Annotated in this window: 17 protein-coding genes and 1 tRNA gene; 8 read left to right on the top strand and 10 right to left on the bottom strand. The window is 70.4% G+C overall.

Annotated features, from left to right (window positions below):
- Nucleotides 1–82: 82 nt before the first annotated feature.
- On the top strand, nt 83–619 hold the full coding sequence (locus AB0F62_RS24880; RefSeq protein WP_361803112.1) for a hypothetical protein: 537 nt from the start codon (nt 83–85) through the stop codon (nt 617–619).
- A gap of 385 nt (nt 620–1,004) precedes the next feature.
- Here AB0F62_RS24880 and AB0F62_RS24875 read toward each other — a convergent pair whose 3' ends face one another.
- Nucleotides 1,005–1,346, bottom strand: a complete 342-nt coding sequence (locus AB0F62_RS24875; protein WP_361803109.1) for a hypothetical protein — start codon at nt 1,344–1,346, stop codon at nt 1,005–1,007.
- 409 nt (nt 1,347–1,755) lie between these two features.
- On the opposite strand from AB0F62_RS24875, the gene AB0F62_RS24870 reads away from it, so the two are divergent.
- Nucleotides 1,756–1,878: transfer RNA gene (locus tag AB0F62_RS24870), tRNA-OTHER, on the top strand.
- Between the two features lie 803 nt (nt 1,879–2,681).
- Here AB0F62_RS24870 and AB0F62_RS24865 read toward each other — a convergent pair.
- Nucleotides 2,682–3,110, bottom strand: a complete 429-nt coding sequence (locus AB0F62_RS24865; protein ID WP_361803106.1) for an Imm1 family immunity protein — start codon at nt 3,108–3,110, stop codon at nt 2,682–2,684.
- 772 nt (nt 3,111–3,882) lie between these two features.
- Nucleotides 3,883–4,383, bottom strand: a complete 501-nt coding sequence (locus tag AB0F62_RS24860) for a hypothetical protein (protein WP_361803103.1) — start codon at nt 4,381–4,383, stop codon at nt 3,883–3,885.
- Nucleotides 4,384–4,632: 249 nt separating this feature from the next.
- Between AB0F62_RS24860 and AB0F62_RS24855 the strand changes: the two genes are divergently transcribed.
- The 4 genes from AB0F62_RS24855 (at nt 4,633) to AB0F62_RS24840 (ending at nt 7,743) form a co-directional block, all read left to right on the top strand.
- Entirely contained in the window at nt 4,633–5,133 is a 501-nt protein-coding gene (locus AB0F62_RS24855) for a YfbM family protein (RefSeq protein WP_361803100.1), read from the top strand.
- A gap of 397 nt (nt 5,134–5,530) precedes the next feature.
- Nucleotides 5,531–6,151: an ester cyclase gene (locus AB0F62_RS24850; RefSeq protein ID WP_361803097.1), complete on the top strand. Its 621-nt coding sequence runs from the start codon at nt 5,531–5,533 to the stop codon at nt 6,149–6,151.
- Between the two features lie 155 nt (nt 6,152–6,306).
- On the top strand, nt 6,307–7,074 hold the full coding sequence (locus AB0F62_RS24845) for an SDR family NAD(P)-dependent oxidoreductase (RefSeq protein WP_361803094.1): 768 nt from the start codon (nt 6,307–6,309) through the stop codon (nt 7,072–7,074).
- A gap of 186 nt (nt 7,075–7,260) precedes the next feature.
- Nucleotides 7,261–7,743 carry a hypothetical protein gene (locus AB0F62_RS24840; protein WP_361803091.1) on the top strand — a complete coding sequence of 161 codons (483 nt, stop codon included), beginning with the start codon at nt 7,261–7,263 and terminating at the stop codon, nt 7,741–7,743.
- On the opposite strand, the gene AB0F62_RS24835 is transcribed toward AB0F62_RS24840, so the two are convergent.
- Nucleotides 7,722–8,174, bottom strand: coding sequence for a hypothetical protein (locus tag AB0F62_RS24835; protein ID WP_361803088.1), 453 nt, complete (start codon nt 8,172–8,174; stop codon nt 7,722–7,724). The two genes, AB0F62_RS24840 and AB0F62_RS24835, sit on opposite strands and share 22 nt — an antisense overlap.
- Nucleotides 8,175–8,225: 51 nt before the next feature.
- Nucleotides 8,226–8,813: a dienelactone hydrolase family protein gene (locus AB0F62_RS24830; protein ID WP_361803275.1), complete on the bottom strand. Its 588-nt coding sequence runs from the start codon at nt 8,811–8,813 to the stop codon at nt 8,226–8,228.
- A gap of 79 nt (nt 8,814–8,892) precedes the next feature.
- On the opposite strand from AB0F62_RS24830, the gene AB0F62_RS24825 reads away from it, so the two are divergent.
- Nucleotides 8,893–9,996, top strand: coding sequence for a mechanosensitive ion channel domain-containing protein (locus tag AB0F62_RS24825; RefSeq protein ID WP_361803085.1), 1,104 nt, complete (start codon nt 8,893–8,895; stop codon nt 9,994–9,996).
- A 67-nt stretch (nt 9,997–10,063) separates the two neighbouring features.
- Here AB0F62_RS24825 and AB0F62_RS24820 read toward each other — a convergent pair whose 3' ends face one another.
- The 5 genes from AB0F62_RS24820 to AB0F62_RS24800 form a co-directional block, all read right to left on the bottom strand.
- Nucleotides 10,064–11,659, bottom strand: coding sequence for a Na+/H+ antiporter (locus AB0F62_RS24820; RefSeq protein WP_361803082.1), 1,596 nt, complete (start codon nt 11,657–11,659; stop codon nt 10,064–10,066).
- Between the two features lie 36 nt (nt 11,660–11,695).
- Nucleotides 11,696–12,133 (bottom strand): GNAT family N-acetyltransferase, encoded by a 438-nt coding sequence (locus tag AB0F62_RS24815; RefSeq protein ID WP_361803079.1) that lies wholly within the window; start codon nt 12,131–12,133, stop codon nt 11,696–11,698.
- Nucleotides 12,126–13,067 carry an RluA family pseudouridine synthase gene (locus tag AB0F62_RS24810; protein ID WP_361803076.1) on the bottom strand — a complete coding sequence of 314 codons (942 nt, stop codon included), beginning with the start codon at nt 13,065–13,067 and terminating at the stop codon, nt 12,126–12,128. Before AB0F62_RS24810 ends, AB0F62_RS24815 begins: the two co-directional genes overlap by 8 nt.
- 51 nt (nt 13,068–13,118) lie before the next feature.
- Complete coding sequence (lspA, locus tag AB0F62_RS24805; RefSeq protein ID WP_361803073.1) at nt 13,119–13,679, bottom strand: signal peptidase II; 561 nt, start codon at nt 13,677–13,679, stop codon at nt 13,119–13,121.
- Nucleotides 13,680–13,798: 119 nt separating this feature from the next.
- Entirely contained in the window at nt 13,799–15,028 is a 1,230-nt protein-coding gene (locus AB0F62_RS24800) for a TraR/DksA family transcriptional regulator (protein ID WP_361803070.1), read from the bottom strand.
- A gap of 555 nt (nt 15,029–15,583) precedes the next feature.
- Here AB0F62_RS24800 and ileS point away from each other — a divergent pair.
- Nucleotides 15,584–18,712 (top strand): isoleucine--tRNA ligase, encoded by a 3,129-nt coding sequence (ileS, locus tag AB0F62_RS24795; RefSeq protein ID WP_361803067.1) that lies wholly within the window; start codon nt 15,584–15,586, stop codon nt 18,710–18,712.
- Nucleotides 18,713–19,317 lie beyond the last annotated feature (605 nt).

Genomic DNA, 19,317 nt, shown 5'->3' with positions numbered 1-19,317 from the left:
CGGGTGGGACGTGATATTCACGTCACGGTCGACCCGCGTTCCACCGGGCACTTCCGGCCACGGCCGCGCGTTCTGGCTTCCGATGAACACCACCAGGGGGCGGGACACCGCGCGCCGCGGCAGGCGGCGCACCATATTCGGGCTGCTGCTGATCGGCGGCCTCGTGCTGGCCGCCATCGCGTGGCCCACGCTCTCCGCGCAGGTCCGTGCGGCGAACTGGCCGAAGCAGCAGCCCAGGGGGCCACAGCACATCACCGCCCGCATGGAGACCGTACGCGACGCCGTCGTCAAGGAGTTCGGCCCCCGCGGCCTCGCCGGCGCCCCCGGCTGCTACCGCGAGGAGGGCGGCATCGCCGGCGGCGGCGAACACCCCCTGGGCCGCGCCTGCGACTTCATGCTCATGCCCGCCGGCGAGAAGGCCTCGCCCAAGGCCGACGCCTTGGGCGAGGCCATCGTGGCATGGGTGCGGGAACATGCGGACGAATACGGCATTTGGTACGTCATTTACGAGCAGCACATTTGGTCGAGCCGACTTCCGCAGCAGGGCTGGAAGCTGATGGAGGACCGCGGGTCGATCACGCAGAACCACTTCGACCATGTGCACATATCGGTCTACTGAGCAGCTGCCTGGCTGAGCTGCGGCTCCGGACGGAACGGCCCGCTGACCAGCGCTGATGCCGTCACTGGTTGTCGACGTTGGTCACGCTGGTCCACCTTCCACGGCCCAGGGACGGCCCGGCGGCGGTGTTCAACTTGCAGGGCGACACCCGCTTTAGGAGTTCGTTCACAGTTACGTGCGCGCTGCCGCGCTGCAACTACGAGGGCACAAGGCAGGTCTCCTGATACCGCCAGGGTCCACGTGCGTACGGCTCTGTTGCCGTCATCTTCCGCCGTCAGGGGCCGTGAAGCACTGGCAACCCCAAGTGCCCGTGACCGACTGCGGAGCTTCGGCACCGGGGCTCCCTGGGATCCCGGCGAAGGACCGCGCCAGACGGGACTGATCCCTACTCGTCACTGAACTCCTCAGCGAGGATCTCCACCTCCTCGCTCGGACCGGTGATGGTCAGCCACTGCAACACGGAGCGGTTGCTGTGGTGATGCAGGAGATGACGGGCCTCGGCCGGCCAGGGGCCGTATTGAGGCAGTTTCCGCACGACAACCTCGGCCACGAAGCCGCCATCCGGGTCGGCCAGGCAGGCTTTCGCATGAACGATGCCCACAAGGCGCAAGGTCGCACCTGCGCTCTCCGAACTCAGCTCGATGCGAGCCTCGCTGGGCTGCAGATCGGTCCGAAGGACGAGCGACGTCAACCAGTAGAAGTGGCCACGCAACTGTTCCAGACTCACGGCTGAACACTATCCCGAGCGGTTCCCACAAGGCCGTGCTGCAGGAGCGGGGTCAACTTTCCTGGACCCCTCGAGAGTCAGCGTTCGCGGAGCATTGTTCACAGTAAGGCTTGGAAACCACTGCCTTGTAGGCCTGATGGTCAGGGCCGTCGAGGGTGCGCAGGTCATACCGGCTTTGGAGAGTCCGCAGCTCAGCCAGTCATCGCGACCGCGGCGTCCCGTCGTTGACCGTGGCTGACCGCCCGATGTGGCACGGCTGTGGCACGGAACAAGTCCTGCGCGACCCTCAGCGAGGATCGCACCTTCGCGTTCTCTGAGCCGGGCCGGCATCCGCGAATAATGTGGTCGCCCCTTGCACGAGACTGCCTCTACGCTCGCCGAAGCGGGATCGCGCGGTCCCGTAGGTTGCGGCGCCGTGGCAGAGCGGTCGATTGCGATCGTCGTAGGGGAAGGTCCCTCCTACGACGCTCCAGTGCGGGTCCGGGCGGTCCTTGCCCTACCTAGCGCGCGGGTTCGAATCCCGTCGGCGCCGCACCCGACCGTTCCCATCGGCGCGAGCAGACAGCGTCAGGCCCCGAGGCAGGCTTAAGTTCCGCTTCGTTGCTGATCCTTGACTGGTAAGTTCGCGCGCTCGCATCGTGATCCGGCCGGAGGTAGGGCTACCGAGCGATGCGAATAGCATCTTCGGTCGGCTTCGTTCGCGGTTGTCCAGTGCCGTTGATGTCACCTGGGGATGTCAGAGCTGTTTGCCGGCACCGGCCCTTCACACGCTGACCGGGAGCTCCCTGGCCCTCTGCCGGGCGCTGGTCCGCAGCTCGGTGAGGCGAGTGTGGAAAGCGTTGTGCGGGTCTAGACGCGTAAGGAGGTCCGCCCCGAGCGTCCATGGCTCGGGTGCTCCAGCGCACCTGGGCGTGCTCCGATATTTTATCGTCGAAGGCGTCTCCGAGCGGGGTTCGACAACAGGAGTGTCCCGATGATCACACTTGATGCCGCCGCACTGGCGGCACATGAATTCGGATCTCACAATTTCCCCAAAAGCGATGGATTGAAATGGGGATTTCTCTTTCGAGGGATTTCGAGCTCCGGCCTCTACCTGTTCCAGATCACCGTGAATCCGCCGGCTTCGAACGGAAGGCCAAGGTTCGGCGGTAGCCCCGGAGTCGTCGTCGACTCGAAGAGCGGGAATTGCCGATATGTACGTGGACACTCGGAATATGGAGATCTTCTGCACAAGATATCCGACAAAGCCCCGTAAGGGTCGGCGCTTCCGAATGGGGGCCTGCGATGGCCGACTGCACGAGGCGGCAGACCAGGGGCACTGCTTTAGCGGGAAACTTAGAACTCTTCCTCTTGCCATTCGATGCAGGCTGGAATACGGCCACCACTGCCGAGAAATTCCTTCACCGCCCGACGAACAAGCTCGATGGGAATTTCCGAGCCCGCCATAAACTCCCGAACGTGCCCGAGGAGCATATATTCTACTATTCCGCGATCTATCGAGCCTTTCGATACAAAATTGCCGTCATCCGCGAGGGTCAGTGCACCCACCTGGGCAACCCTGTCCACCCCAACCGCCAACTCGTGATCCCAATACCCCGATGGCAGCGTAGGGCGATCAAGCGAATAGACCACGGCGCAACTACGATCATGTCGCCCATTCAGCAAGGCGTCGATGAACGAATCCACGTCATTCGCACTGGCGAGTAGAGCGGGAGTTTTGATGTGCTCAGGCCGAAACTGCACCTCGAGCCCCCTGATCGTCATCCAATGCCTCCGAAAAGTTGATGTGTCATCTCACCTGTTCGCCCGCGTTTCCCTCAGCGCTGCCGTCAATGCCATCGTGCGGGCGGCTGACTCACGTGCATGCTTTCCAACTGTGTCGATGGGATCTTGGGCTGAGTACAGGGGTGTTCACTCGCGTTCATGGGCGACTCGCCACCGGTGTGGGGACGGCTTCGGGTCTCGCTTGAACGGCCGTGAACAGGGCCGAATGAGACGGGAAGTGAGACGGCCGCCCATGGCGATATGGCCGACCTCGCCACCATGTCACGGCCAGGCTGTCAGCATGGCTGACCTTGCACCTTGCCGGAATCTTCCCATCTGGTTGTCGGTCACGGGGGCCTGCGCGGCCGCGGCGTCCGTGCGCGTGCCAGGACGGCTTGCGTGTGACGTTTGCCCTCCGCGTATCTTCGCTCGTGGAAGCGGCATGATGCGTCTCGACTGCGGATGCCGATCTGTGTCGAGAGATGGAAAACCCTTTGCGGGTCGCGGTGTTGGCCCCGGGCCGGTGCGGGTTGCCGCGGACGCGTCCTCAGCCCCGTGGAGCCGAGATAAGACCGGCCGAGCCCGCCAGGCGGTCCGGGGTCCCGAAGGCCATCACGTCCCCCGCCGGCCGCGACCAGGACCCGCGCCCCAGAACTGTCCACCCCCGCATTCGGCCTGACGAGGTTTCTCACACGGCAAGCCGAAGCAGACGACCGTCGCATTCAGGCAACCGGGCCATGGACCCCTCGCGCGGGCACCCGGCAAGCCGTGATCAGGGCGCCGAGCGCGGGGGAAGCCCCGAGCGGAGTCTCCAGACTTCCGGGTCCCTTGGACCTGCCAGCAACTCGATCAGTTGGCCGACCCCTGCTTCGAACGCGGAACCCAGCGACGTGCGGTCGTCAACGGCCAGATCGCGGTCGTTGACGTAGTGGGTGTTGTGATCCTTGGCGCACCAGCAGGCCACGCTCACAGCGGTGCAGACGTTCAGCAAGCCTTCGCCGGTCCATTCGACATCGAGCTCAAGCTCCAGCCAGTCGGAGTCCTTGTCGTAGAGGGAGACCGCCGTGGACAGGATCTGGGGCACGCCGCGGACGTCTCCTCCGGGCCAGATGATGTGCTGGGGAAACCAATCCCACCTCGGCTCGTCCCCCGTCGACCGTTCGGCGTCGAGGACTGCGGCCGCGTGTCGCATGCGTATGTGGTCCGCGGACTCGGACTGGGGAAACAGTGTCGCCAGAGGCACGCTGTCGAAGGGCCCGCTCTGCATCGCCATGCACACAGTCTGAGGAAACAGAGCTGCCGGTGCGCCGGAACCTCTCGATCCGGAAGACGCGGGCCGGAACGCGCAACGCCACGTGTGTGCCGTGCCATCGTGGCGCCGCACTCTGCCGAGCGGTCGGCGCAGTCCTCGGCAGAGTCGCCTGCGGCCGGGCGGTTCCCTGGCTCCTGCCCAACAGGCAACCGGCCGCAGGGGCGTCAGCCACGCCCGTTCGCTGTCGGAGGCAACGCCTGACATCCGGCCATGAGCATGATCGGCGAGTACTTCCGCGTCACCGCGGCCCAGCTGGCCCGCGCCATCCAGGACCCCGACTGGGCGTTCGACTTCATCGAGGAGACGGAAGACGCTCAGGAGGAGTCCGATCCACCACCCGCCGAGGCCCGCCATTTCAGCACCGACAAGACGTGGGACTTGCTGGGCTTCCGCCTGCGGCGCGCCGGCTTCCCCGTCGATGTCGTCCACGGCGAGGAGGGGTTCGCCGAGACCGAGGACTGGGGGTACGGCCCGCCACGGTATCTGCCCGCGGAGCGCGTTCGCCGGGGAGCCGAGGCCCTCGCCCGCACGACGTACGACCGACTGCTCGTCGGCGTCGATCCCCAGGAGCTGAACCAGGCCGAGGTGTACCCCCTGGGATGGGACACCCCGGACTCGCTGGAGTGGGGACGCGACCACTACGCGGGGCTGACCCTGTTCTTCGAGGCCGCGGCCCGAGAGGGAGACGCGGTCATCGTCTGGCTCGACTGATCCCGCTCCCACCCGGCGGGAGGTCCGGACGGGACATACGCCCCGGGCCCTCGCCCGGAATCCGCCCCTGGCAGGCATCGCGGAACGGGAATCGAGGCCGTGCCCCCGAGCCGGGGAACCATCGAGGCTCGACGCGCCCTCCCCCACGCGACCCGATCCCGGCCACCTCATGGGCCGCCGGACGACACCGCCGGACGACTCCGCCGGACGCCGCCGCGGTCCGGGCGACCCGAGCCCTCGGCGCCGGGCGCCGGACTCCAGACGCCGGCCACACGACACCGCCCACGCCGCTTCCACAAAGAAGTGCTTGACGCGTCAATCAAAAAGGAAGATGCTTGACACGTCAACGACCAGGCGCCGCAAGGTACCGGTCCAGTCCTTACCCCAGGAGTGCCCCGTGTTCTTCGACAAGACCCGTGAGGCCGCATCCACCCAGGCCACCGCGCCCGCGTCGTCCGGACGCAAGAAGGTGATCGGCGTCATGACCGGCCTCGCCGTCGCCGTCGCCCTGGGCGCCGTGGCCGTCCCGGCCGCGGCGCAGAGCCCGGAACCGCGCATCGTGTCCTCCGGCCACGCGGCCCACCACCACTACCCGTCGCCGCTGCAGGTCACCTCGGCGTTCTACGCCAGTTACAACGGCGACCTGGCCGCCGGCTTCGACCGCTACATCTCCAAGGACCTGGTGCTCCACGGCTTCAACGGCCCGGAGAACCGTGCGGACTGGATCAAGGGCGACCTCGACATCAAGGCCGGGCTGACCGGTTTCAAGATGACCGTCCTGGACCAGATCGTGGAGGGCGACAAGGTCGTCACCCGGTGGAGCTTCGCCGGCCGCCACACCGGGACGGTCTTCGGCATCCCCGCCTCCGGCCGCGACGTCCAGCTCAGCGGCATCTCCATCGACCGCGTCATACACGGCCAGTCCGTCGAGCACTGGTCGGAGGGGAACTTCGGCGTGTTCCTGGACGAGCTCCGCGGCGAGACGCCTCCCGGCACCGTCCACCCCAGCGCCAAGTAGCGCCGCGCAGCCGGCCTCACCGGATCTCGGCGCGGGTTTCGGCCCACATCTGGCGACGGACCTCCCCCGGGTGCATCGCTCCCGGCACGCACCCGGGGGCCGGCTGCGGCATCACCACCCCACCCCCCCACACCGCACTGCCCAGGAGCACTGCCATGACCCCTCTTCTCGAGAACAAGATCGTGCTGATCACCGGCACCGGCGGGGGCATGGGCCGCGTCGCGGCCCAGGTGTTCGCCAGAGAAGGCGCGAAGGTCGTCGGAGCCGACATCCACCCCGACGGCAACGAGGAGACGACCGAGCTCGTCCGCCGCGCGGGCGGCGAGATGACGGGCATCGCGCCGATCGACCTCACCGACCCCGACCAGGCACGACGCCTCGTCGACGACGCCGTGGCCGCCTACGGCGGGCTCGACGTCGTCTACAACAACGCCGCCTCCCTTCGCTTCGGCCCACTGCCGGACTTCTCGGTCGAGGACTGGCACACCACCATCACCGGCGAACTCGACATCCCCTTCTTCGTCTCGGAATTCGCCTGGCCCCACCTGGTCCGCCGCGGCGGCGGCGTCATCATCAACGTCGCCTCCATGGCCGGCATGATCGCCGGCGCGAACCCCCCGATGGTCGGGCACACCGCGGCCAATGCCGGCGTCATCGGCATGACACGGCAACTCGCCCTCGAGGGTGCGCCCCACGGCATCCGCGCGGTGGCGATCAGCCCCGGCCCCGTCCTGACCCCCGCGAGTGACCGCGACCTCGGCGACAACCAGGCGATGCGGGACGCCATCATCAGCAAGACGCTCCTCAAGCGCTTCGCCCGGCCCGAGGAGATCGTCGAACTGGCCGCCTTCCTCGCCTCCGATCGGGCCTCGTACATCACCGGGGCCAACTACGCCGTCGACGGCGGCGCCAGTGCCTGGTGAGCCGGCCCATCCGGCCCCGCCCCGAAGCCCCGGGGTGGGGCCGCGGCCGTGTCCGGCCGTCAGGCGGGGTGTTCCGGGGAACGGCACCCTCAGGGACGCCGACGTCGCGGGGCATGCGGAACCCGCCCCGGGATCCGCTAGGTTGAACGCGTTCAAAGAGACGTTCGCCAGGGGGAAGGGGCGGCCATGGGGGCAGGGCCGGAGGTACAGGCGCGGATCGAGCGACGGCAGTTGGGGCTCTCGGTGGGGGCGGTGGCCGCGGCCGTCCCCGGGCTGCTGTTCGGGCTGGACAGCTACTACGGCGGGTTCTTCATCCTGACCATGCTGCCTCTGACGCTGCCACCGCTCCTGGGACGTTCACCACGCGTGTTCGCCCAGGCCTGCGTGATCATCGCACTGGCGTTGGTCACCTGGTCGGTCATGGGCGCCGTACCGGGGATGTACCTGTTCCTCCCTTCGGCGGCCCTCCTGCTGCTCGCCGCGGCCACCGGGCCCCGGCGGAGCACCGGCACGGCCCGGCTGCTGGGCTGGGCGGGGGTGCTGGTGCTCGCGGGGGTCGCGGCCGGCACCGCGGTCTGGTGCTGGACGCTGTACGACGGCTCCCCGCCCGCGGCCGCCCACGACGGCGCCCTGCGGACGCACAAGGGTCAGGGGCGGATCCAGCAGTAAAGGCGCCGGCCGCGCGCCCTCGCCCGGCCCGCGAGCCCGGCGAGCTCCTTGAGGAACGGCCCGAGGACGTCGGGGCCGTGGACGCCGTGGAGGCCCCCGGAGGAGCGGGACCACCCCATGGCGACGTCGTCCAGCAGGTCCGCGTCGAAGGCGGCGAGAGCGTCGCGGAAGCTGTCGGTGAGGGAGACCGCGACCACCTTGCCCTCACCGGCCACCCCCACCAGGGCGCCGCGGCGCGGGTCGGAGCGCACGTCCTCCGGGGCCCGGCCGGTGATGAGCACCTCCGCGGGGAGCAACTCCACCACCGGGTCGATGCCCCGGGTCACGTGCTGGTCGCCACTGCCGCCGTCGGCCTGGCGGAACACGCGGACCACGGCACGGGCGGCGTCCTTGTCGTCGGCGGCGGAGTAGTACCCGTAGAGAACACCCATGTCCCGGATGATCTCAGCGGCCACTGACAACGGCCCCCTCCCGCACGGGCGTTACGCGTCCCCCGCCTCCGCCGCGAGGTCCGCGAGGAAGTCCAGCGCGACCGCCCAGGCGCGCTCCGCCGCCTCCGCGTCGTAGTCGTCGAGGTCCGGGTCGGTGAACAGGTGGCCGGCACCGCGGTAGCGGTGGATCTCCACGTCGGCGCCCGCCTTGCGCATGCGCAGGTACCAGGCGTTCAGCCAGTCGTCCGGCTCGAAGGGGTCGGGTTCGGCCACGTGCAGCTGGACGGGGATGTCGGTGGCGGCGTCGTCGGCGATGTCGGAGGTGCCGTGCAGCAACAGGAGACCCCGGGCCTTGGCGTCGGCGAGGGCGAGGTTCTGCGCGATGGAGCCGCCCAGCGAGAACCCGGCGTAGACCAGGCCGCGGTCGGAGAGCGGTCCGGAGACGGTGACGGCGCGCATCAGCAGTTCGTCGCGGCCGATCTCGTCCTTGATCGCCATGCCCTCCTCGACGGTCTCCGCGGTGCGGCCCTCGTAGAGGTCGGGAACGTGCACCTCGTGGCCGGCCGCGCGCAGCCGGTCGGCGGCGGCGTGCACGGCCGGACGGAGCCCGTAGGCCGAGTGGAACAGCACGATGGTCATGCCCGAGGTCACAATTTCACTTCCCATGATCGGCGCACGGTCGGGTACGGGCTCCATCATGCCCGTTACCGTCGAAGACATGGATTCCGTCATACGGCCGCTCGGCGTGGTGGGCGGCTCCCTCATCGTGACGTTCGCCGTGGGCTGGGCCGCCGACCACGCGCTGCGCCGGGCCGACGCCCGGCATCCGGAGACCCCGCTGTGGGACCTGCTGCGCCGCGCCCGGCTGCCGCTCCAGCTGGTGATCTGCGGTTCGCTGCTGCGCGGCTCGTACGAGCAGGCGCACCTGGCCCGCGGCCACACCCGCGGCATCGGGCAGGTGCTGACGCTGGTGCTGATCGGAGCCTGCGCCTGGCTGGTCGTCAGGGTCGCGGCGGCCGTCGTGGAGGCGTCGTACTCGCGCTACGCCTCGGCGGCCCAGGACGCGGCACGCGTGCGACGGGTGCGGACGCAGGTGACGCTGATCCAGCGGGTGGTCTCGGCGGTCGTGGGCGTGGTGGCGGTGGCGGCCATGCTGCTGACCTTCCCGGCGATGCGCGGCTTCGGCGCCTCGATGCTGGCCTCCGCGGGCGTGATCGGCATCGTCGCCGGCATCGCCGCCCAGTCGACGCTGGGGAATCTCTTCGCGGGGCTGCAGATCGCCTTCGGGGACATGGTCCGGATCGGCGACGCCGTGGTCGTGGAGGGCGAGTGGGGGACGGTGGAGGAGATCACCCTCACCTACCTGGTGGTCCGCACCTGGGACGAGCGGCGGATCACCATGCCGGTCTCGTACTTCACGAGCAAGCCCTTCGAGAACTGGTCCCGCGGCAACGCCCGCATGACCGGCACCGTCTACTTCCACCTGGACCACGCCACTCCCGTCGACCTGATGCGCGCACACCTGCACGACGTCGTCAAGGAGTGCGAGCAGTGGGACGGGCGGGCCTGGGGCCTGGTGGTGACCGACACCACTCCCACGACGATCGAGGTGCGGGCCCTGGCCACGGCCAAGGACGCGGACGACATCTGGACGGTGCGCTGCGTGGTGCGGGAGCAGATGATCGACTGGCTGCGCCGCGAGCACCCGTACGCGCTGCCGCGCGTCAACACCGCCACCGCCCCCGGCCTGACCGAGGCCCCGGACCGGGAGCAGGCCACGCCCGGGGCCGAGGACATCGGACCGGGCCCCGGGTCCCGGTAGGCGGCGGGTCCCGACAAGCCCGCGTCCCGAGGCGGGCGCGAACCGCGTCCCGATGCGCGGCGGCCGCCTATCGGGACACGCGCAGGCTCCGCACGTCGAGCTGGCGCAGCACCCGGTCGACGATCTCGGGGTCGTAGCCCGGCTCGCTGCGGGCGGCGAGGACCTCGTGCCGCGCGGCGGAGAGCATGTCCCGCTGGACCCGCTCGACGGTCCTGATGCGGCGCACGCGGGCGGTGTGCCGTTCGCGCTTCTCGTCGTCGACGATGTCCGGGCAGATCCGGGCCCCGACGTCGAAGGCACGGCGGTGCAGGAGTTCGGAGACCTCCTCGGGGAAGTTCTCGGTCTCCTCGACCTCCTTCAGCCGCTGCTTGGCGGCGGCCATGGCGCGCAGCGCGAGCAGCATCTCCATGTCGTGCTCCACCTGGGTGTCGCTGCTCACCCCGAGCCGTTTGACGACCCAAGGGAGGGTGAGCCCCTGCAGCACGAGGGTGGTGAGGACGACGGAGAAGGCGATGAAGAGGATCTCGTCGCGCGCCGGGAAGGGTTCGCCCGTCTCCGTGGTGTGCGGGATGGCCAGCGCCAGGGCGACGGACGCCACGCCGCGCATGCCGGACCACCACATGACGACGGTCTCGCGCCAGGACATCGGGATGTCCTCGTCGAGGTCGCGCCGTTTGTGCAGCCGTCTGGTCACCGCGGAGGCGGGCATCAGATAGGCCAGCCGTACGAGGACGACGGCGCCGACGACGATCGCCGCGTGACCGACCATCGTCCCCCAGCGGCCCGCGCCGACGCCGAAGACGTTGTGCAGCTCCAGGCCGATCAGGCCGAAGGCGACGCCGGTCACGAGGGTGTCGACGACCTCCCAGAAGGTGGCGCCGACCAGGCGCCCGGTCACGTCGTCGGCGTCGCGGGCGTGTTCGGCGAGGAAGAGCGCGGTGGTGAGCACGGCCAGGACGCCGGAGCCGTGCGCCTCGTCGGCGATCGCGTAGGAGGCGAAGGGGACGAGCAGGGAGAGCCCGATCTGCAGGGTCGGATCGCCCACGACCCCCATCAGCTTGGAGGCCGTCCACCCCAGAACGACACCGACGCCGACCGCGACCACCGCCGACAGCAGCAGCTCGCCGAGCGCCTCCGGCCAGGAGAAGGAGCCCGTCACGGCCGCGGCGACGGCCACGTTGTAGACGACGATCGCGGTGACGTCGTTGAACAGCCCCTCGCCCTCCAGGGTCGACACCATGCGGCGGGGCAGTCCGAGGCGCCCGGCCACGGCGGTCGCGGCGACCGGGTCGGGCGGGGCGACCAGGGCGCCCAGCGCCAGGGCGGCGGCGATCGAGATACCGGGGACGACGGAGTTGGCGATGGCGCCCACCGCCGCGGTGGTGATCAGCACCAGGGCGACGGCCAGCAGGAAGATGGCCTTCTTGTTGGCGGCGAACTGCCGCCAGGACGTGCGCTGTACGGAGGCGTAGAGCAGCGGCGGCAGCACGAGCGGGAGGATGAGCTCGGGGTTGATCTGGACGTTCGGCACGAACGGCAGGAGGGCCAGCACGACCCCGAGCAGCGTCATCAGAACGGGCGACGGCAGCCCCATTCGGTCGCCCAGCGGCACCATCACGATGGCCGCGAGCATCAGGGCGAAGAACAGCGCGAGTTGATCCACACCCCTAGCGTGGCATGCCGACCGCTCCCGCCCCGGTCAGAGCACGCGCCTCATCGAGAGGTGCGGAATGCCCGCCTCCTCGTACTCCTCGCCGAAGGAGGTGTAGCCGAGCCGCTCGTAGAAGCCGACGGCGTGGGTCTGGGCGTGCAGTTCGACGGCGGACAGACCGCGCCGCCGGGCCTCGACCTCGATCTCGCGCACCAGGGCCGCGCCGATGCCCAGCCCGCGGGCCGCGCCGGTCACGGCGAGCCGCCCGAGGATCCCGGTGCCGTCGTCGCCGAGGAGCAGCCGGCAGGCGCCGAGGGCGCCGCCGGGGCCGGTGGCCAGGACGTGCACGGCGCCGGCGTCGTGGGCGTCGTACTCCAGCTCGGCGGGGACCTTCTGCTCGACGACGAAGACCTCGTGCCGTATCGCGTAGTACGCCTTCAGGTCGTCGGGGTCGGCGGCGACCCGCACCTCGTAGTCCTCAGGCACTGTCGGCCCGCACGGTGTCGAGGGCGTGCTGCAGGTCGTCCGGGTAGGTGCTCTCGAACTCCACCCAGCGGCCGTCCTCGGGGTGGGAGAAGCCCAGGCGCACGGCGTGCAGCCACTGGCGGGTGAGTTTCAGCCGTTTGGCGAGCGTGGGGTCCGCGCCGTAGGTCAGGTCGCCGACGCAGGGGTGGCGGTGGGCGGCCATGTGGACCCGGATCTGGTGGGTGCGGCCGGTCTCCAGCTTGATGTCGAGCAGGGAGGCCGCGCGGAACGCCTCGACGAGGTCGTAGTGCGTGACGCTGGGCTTGCCCTCCGCGGTCACGGCCCACTTGTAGTCGTGCTGGGGGTGGCGGCCGATCGGGGCGTCGATGGTGCCGCTGAGCGGGTCGGGGTGGCCCTGGACCAGCGCGTGGTAGCGCTTGTCCACGGTGCGCTCGCGGAACTGCTGCTTGAGGTCGCTGTAGGCGATCTCCGACTTGGCCACGGCCATCAGTCCGGAGGTGCCCACGTCGAGCCGGTGGACGATGCCCTGGCGCTCGGCCGCGCCCGAGGTGGAGATGCGGTAGCCGGCGGCGGCCAGACCGCCGATGACGGTGGTGCCGGTCCAGCCGGGGCTGGGGTGGGCGGCCACGCCGACGGGCTTGTCGATCACGACCACGTGGTCGTCGTCGTACACGATGCGCATGCCCGGCACGGGCTCGGCGACGATCTCCACCGGGCGCGGCGGCGCGGGCATCTCGACCTCCAGCCAGGCGCCGCCCGAGACCCGGTCGGACTTCCCGGCCGCGCTGCCGTCGATCGTCACCTTCCCGGCGGCGGCCAGCTCGGCCGCCTTGGTCCGCGAGAAACCGAACATACGGGCGATGGCGGCGTCGACACGCTCGCCCTCGAGGCCGTCGGGGACAGGGAGGGATCGAACTTCGGCAGGCATACTCACCTGATCGAGTATGCCGGATGCGCGGCGCCTCCTCGGCCGGTCGGCCCCGGGTCAGTCCTTGTGCACGGTTCCGTCCGGGTCCAGACCCCGGAACGACAGCAGGACGATCAGGATGCCGCCGCAGACGATCGCGGAGTCCGCCAGGTTGAACACCGCGAAGTGGGTCGGCGCGATGAAGTCGACCACATGCCCCTGCAGGAAGCCGGGAGCGCGGAACACCCGGTCGGTGAGGTTGCCGAAGGCGCCCCCGAGCAGCAGGCCCAGCGCGATCGCCCACGGCACGCTGTGCAGCTTGCGCGCGATCCGGGCGATCACGACGACGACGGTGACCGCGATCACCGTGAACACGATGGTCATGCCCTGGCCGAACCCGAAGGCCGCCCCGGCGTTGCGCACCGCCTCGAGGCGCAGGTAGTGACCGATCACGTCGATGGGCTCGTGCCCCTCGAGGCTGGTCACCACCCAGATCTTGGAGACGAGGTCGAGGACGTACGCCAGCGTCGCCACCCCGAGGAGCACGGCGATCCGCCGCGGTCCCTTGCCGGTGACCTCCTCCGTACCGTCGGTCGGCTGCTCCGCCGTCTCCGCCGCGGTCTCCTGTGCCTTCGCCATGTGAGTCCTTCAGCCCTGATCGCCGCCAGGCCGGATCCTGACGCTGACGAGGTTACGGCACATGCGTCCGAACAGCGGGGCTGCGGGGGTGCGGGCCCCGCGATTCCCGGTGCCCGCGATCAGTGGCGCTCCTGCCGCTGCTTGCAGTCCACGCAGAGCGTCGCGCGCGGGAAGGCCTGCATCCGCGCCTTGCCGATGGGCTTGCCGCAGGACTCGCAGCGCCCGTACGTACCGGAGTCGAGCCGCTCCAGCGCGTGCTCGGTCTGCGCGAGCATCTCGCGGGCGTTGGCGGTGAGCGCCATCTCGTGCTCGCGCGTGATGTTCTTGGTGCCGGTGTCCGCCTGGTCGTCGCCGGCCCCGTCGCCCGAGTCGCGCAGCAGCCCGGTGATGGCGTTCTCCGAGGTCGAGATCTCGGCGCGGAGCCGGTCCATCTCGGCCAGCAGCTCGTCGCGCGCCGCCTCCACCTCCTCCTCGGACCACGGCTCCTCGTCCGGCCGTACGACCAGGTCGCCCGCCGTGACGGCACCGGCCGCCTCCGCGAGGCGGGCCGTGGGGACGGCGGAGGCCGACGCCCCCGCGGCGGCCGCACCGGCCGCCGTCGTCTTCTTCGCTGCCACCTTCTTGGCTCCCGTCTTCGCGGACTTCGCGGTCTTCGCGGTCTTCGTGCTCTTGGCCGCCGCCCGGGCGGTGGTGCCGCCGGTCTTCGCGGCCTTCGCCGGCGTGGCCGCCTTCGCGGTCTTCGCGGCCTTGCCGGCCGGTGCGGCCTTCTTCGCGGGTGCGGCCGTCCTGGCCGCGGCCGGCGCCTTCGCGGGCTTCTCCGCCGCCGTCACCGTCTTCTTGGCGGGGGGCGCGGTCTTCCTCGTCGTACGTCCCGTGGTCTTCCGCGTGGACGCCGCCTTCGTCGTCGTCTCCTCCGCCACGGCCGCCTTCTTTCCTGCGGCCTTGGCCGCGGTCTTCCCCGCGGCGGGCGCCGCGGCTTTCCTCGCGGCGGGTGCCGCCTTGCGTACGACAGCCTTCTTCGCGGGCGCCTTCTTCCCGGCCGGGGCCTTCTGGGGGGCGGGGGCCTTCTTCGCTGCGGGCGCCGCGGTGGCCCCCCTTGCGGGGACCTTCTTCCCGGGCAGCGCCGACTTCCCCGGTGCCGCCTTCTTCGCGGGGGCCCTCTTGCGGGCGGCCGCTCCCTCATCGGCCGTGGCGGAGGTCCTGCGGGCGGGCGAGGCGGCCTTGGCGGGGCGCTTGGCCGCCGTCTTCCCGGGGGTGGGCGCGGCTTTCCTGCGGGCCGTGGAGGCGGCCCCGGGTGCCGTCTTCTTCGCCGTCGTCTTCTTCGTGACGGTGGTCTTCTTCCCCACCATGGCCGCGGCCCCTTCACATATCGTGATCTTGCTCGCGAATCGTGCCGGAACGATAAATCGGCTCCGGACCCGCGGCAACGGGGCACGCCGCCTGATCCGCCTGCCGGGCCCGGTCGGGAGGCAGGTCTGCATCCGTTGTGCCCAGCTCTCCACGAGGTATTCCGGTACCAACGGGTAACAGGGTGCGGACCGGGCCATTCGGGTCACACCCGCCGCCCGCCGAAACCCGGCCGACACGGCACCCCGCGGCCCCTTACACTGGGCGGAGCGAAAGGCGTGGAAGGGGACGAGTAGCGCCGTACGCAGCCCATAGCGACCCGGGGACGGTGGAAGCCCGGGGGTGTGCGCGACGTGAAGATCACCCCGGAGCCGCCGGAAGAAAGCCCGCGAGGGCGAGTAGACCCGGCAGCGCGACCCCAATGAGGGGGTTGCGGCGCGAACCCGTACGGGTCCGGCCGCGGCCAAGGAGGGTGGTACCGCGGGAGCACGCACAGCACGCGCTCTCGTCCCTCCGACGGAATACGCACGCGAACGTGTCCGCCGGAGGCAGATCCGATGACGCAGTACCGCCAGGTCCCCGCCCAGGTCGACCTGCCCGCGCTGGAGCACGACGTGCTCGCGTTCTGGCAGGAGAACAAGGTCTTCGCCCGCTCCCTGGAGCAGACCGAGGGCAAGCCCGAGTGGGTCTTCTACGAGGGGCCGCCCACCGCCAACGGCATGCCCGGCGCGCACCACATCGAGGCACGCGTCTTCAAGGACGTGTTCCCGCGCTTCAAGACCATGCAGGGCCACCACGTGACCCGCAAGGCCGGCTGGGACTGCCACGGCCTCCCGGTCGAGCTGGCCGTCGAGAAGGAGCTGGGCTTCTCCGGCAAGAAGGACATCGAGGCGTACGGCATCGCCGAGTTCAACGCCAAGTGCCGCGAGTCCGTCACCCGGCACACCGACGCCTTCGCCGAGCTGACCACCCGCATGGGGTACTGGGTGGACCTCGACGACGCCTACCGGACGATGGACCCGGAGTACATCGAGTCCGTCTGGTGGTCGCTGAAGCAGATCTTCGACAAGGGCCTGCTGGTCCAGGACCACCGCGTCGCGCCCTGGTGCCCGCGTTGCGGCACCGGCCTGTCCGACCACGAGCTGGCGCAGGGCTACGAGACCGTCGTCGACCCCTCGGTCTACGTCCGTTTCCCGCTCACCTCCGGCCCGCTCGCCGGCGAGGCGGCGCTCCTGGTGTGGACGACCACCCCGTGGACGCTGGTGTCCAACACCGCGGTCGCCGCCCACCCCGACGTCACCTACGTCGTCGCCACCGACGGCGCGGAGAAGCTGGTCGTCGCCGAGCCGCTGCTCGGCAAGGCGCTGGGCGAGGGCTGGGAGCCCACCGGGCAGAGCTTCACCGGCCGCGAGATGGAGCGCTGGACGTACGACCGGCCCTTCGGCCTGGTCGAGATGGAAGGCGCCCACTTCGTCGTCAACGCCGAGTACGTGACGACCGAGGACGGCACCGGCCTGGTCCACCAGGCGCCCGCCTTCGGTGAGGACGACCTCAAGACCTGCCGCGCCTACGGCCTCCCCGTCGTCAACCCGGTGCGCCCCGACGGCACTTTCGAGGAGGGCCTGGAGCTCGTCGGCGGCCAGTTCTTCAAGAAGGCCGACGAGGCGCTCGTCGACGACCTTCAGGCGCGCGGCCTGCTCTTCCGGCACCTGCCGTACGAGCACAGCTACCCGCACTGCTGGCGCTGCCACACCGCGCTGCTCTACTACGCGCAGCCGTCCTGGTACATCCGCACGACCGCGGTCAAGGACGCCCTGCTCCGCGAGAACGAGCGCACCAACTGGTACCCGGAGGCGGTCAAGCACGGCCGTTTCGGCGACTGGCTCAACAACAACATCGACTGGGCGCTCTCCCGCAACCGCTACTGGGGCACGCCGCTGCCCATCTGGCGCTGCGAGGAGGACCACCTCACCTGCGTGGGCTCCCTGTCCGAGCTGTCGGAGCTGACCGGCACCGACCAGACCGGCCTCGACCCGCACCGCCCCTTCATCGACGACGTCACCTTCGCGTGCCCGCAGTGCTCCGCCACGGCCGTGCGCGTGCCCGAGGTCATCGACGCCTGGTACGACTCGGGCTCCATGCCGTTCGCGCAGTGGGGCTACCCGTACCGGAACAAGGAGCGCTTCGAGGGCACCTACCCGGCGCAGTTCATCTCCGAGGCGATCGACCAGACCCGCGGCTGGTTCTACACGCTGATGGCGGTCGGCACCCTGGTCTTCGACCGGAACGCGTACGAGAACGTGGTCTGCCTGGGCCACATCCTCGCCGAGGACGGCCGGAAGATGTCCAAGCACCTGGGCAACATCCTCCAGCCCATCCCGCTCATGGACCAGCACGGCGCCGACGCGGTGCGCTGGTTCATGGCGGCCGGCGGCTCGCCCTGGGCCGCCCGCCGGGTCGGCCACGGAACGATCCAGGAGGTCGTCCGCAAGACCCTTCTGACGTACTGGAACACGGTGGCCTTCCAGGCGCTGTACGCCCGTACCTCCGACTGGGCCCCGAGCGGGGCCGACCCGGCCCCGGCCGAGCGCCCGCTGCTGGACCGCTGGCTGCTCGGCGAACTGGGCGCGCTGGTACGGGACGTCACCGACGCCCTGGAGTCCTACGACACCCAGCGCGCGGGCAAGCTGCTCTCGTCCTTCGTCGACGACCTGTCCAACTGGTACGTGCGCCGTTCCCGCCGCCGCTTCTGGCAGGGCGACAAGGCGGCGCTGCGCACCCTGCACGACGTCGTCGAGACGGTGACCCGGCTGATGGCGCCGCTGGTCCCCTTCATCACCGAGCGCGTCTGGCAGGACCTGGTCGTCCCGGTCACCCCGGGCGCCCCGGAGTCGGTGCACCTGGCGAGCTGGCCGGCGGTGGACGAGGCGCTGGTCGACCCCGTCCTGTCCGACCAGATGGCCCTCGTACGCCGCCTGGTGGAGCTCGGCCGCGCCACGCGTGCCGAGTCCGGGGTCAAGACCCGCCAGCCCCTTTCGCGGGCCCTGGTGGCCGCCTCCGGCTTCGACGCCCTGGGCGAGGAGCTGCGGGCGCAGATCGCCGAGGAGCTCAACGTCGCCTCCCTGGCGTCCCTCAGCGCGGTCGGCGGCTCCCTGGTGGACACCACCGCCAAGGCCAACTTCCGCGCGCTCGGCAAGCGCTTCGGCAAGGGCGTCCAGGCCGTCGCCAAGGCCGTCGCCGAGTGCGACGCGGCGGCGCTCTCGCTGGCGCTCCGCGAGGGCAACGCGTCGGTGCTGGTGGACGGCGAGCCGGTCGCCCTGTCGGCGGAGGAAGTGATCATCACGGAGACCCCGCGCGAGGGCTGGTCCGTCGCGTCCGACTCCGGCGCGACCGTGGCGCTCGACCTGGAGATCACCCCGGAGCTGCGCCGGGCGGGCCTGGCCCGCGACGTCATCCGGCTCGTCCAGGAGGCCCGCAAGAACAGCGGCCTGGACGTCGCGGACCGCATCGCGCTGCGCTGGGCCGCGGCGGACGCGGAGCTCGCCGCGGCGCTGGAGGAGCACGCGCGGCTCGTCGCGGACGAGGTCCTCGCGACGGACTTCGCCTCCGGCGGGCCCGAGGAGGGGTACGGCCCGGCCTTCGCGGACGAGGCGCTCGGGCTCACGTTCCACCTCCGCAAGCGGTAGCCCCTACGGGGCGGTTCGCCGCGACGCCCCCCGCCCACGGGTTCCGTGGGCGGGGGGCGTCGTCGTCTGCGGCGCCGTTGTGGTTGCTGTTGGGGGTTTCCCCGCCCGCCCGCCCTCCCCCAACCTTCGGCCGGGGGTGCCCCCATCCGGCGCGGTCGGTGCGGGCTTGCGCTCTGTTGGCGTGGGGTCGGTGCCGCGCCGGCGCACTCCCCCAGCCTCCGGCCGGGGGTACCCCCACCTCGGCGCTCGCGGCGCTGCCCCACAACATTCGGCACCGCGCGCACCGCTCGTCTCCCCCAGCCTTCGGCCAGGGGGAGCACCCCGCCACACCCCCTCCGGTCGTGTGGGCGCACGACGACCGGAGGAGGGGTCAGCAAGGCACTCGCGGCAACCCCGAACCGCTTTCTCACCCCCTGCATCCCCAGCTACCACTGGGCGGCGGCACCCCATGAGGCGCCTGACCCGGTGGGGGTGAGTCGGGTGCTTGCGGCGACCGCGGACCGCTTTCTTACCCCCCTCCGGGGATCAGGCGCGCTACGAGACGGAGGGGGCGGGGTCGTAGGGGTGGGCGTTCTGGACACTTACGTGTATTTGTTGTGCGGCAC

It is taken from the genome of Streptomyces sp. NPDC026673, from assembly GCF_040638135.1.
GTDB lineage: Bacteria > Actinomycetota > Actinomycetes > Streptomycetales > Streptomycetaceae > Actinacidiphila.
The sequence above is the reverse complement of the archived record's forward strand: the minus strand, read 5'-3'. Positions and strand labels throughout refer to the sequence as shown.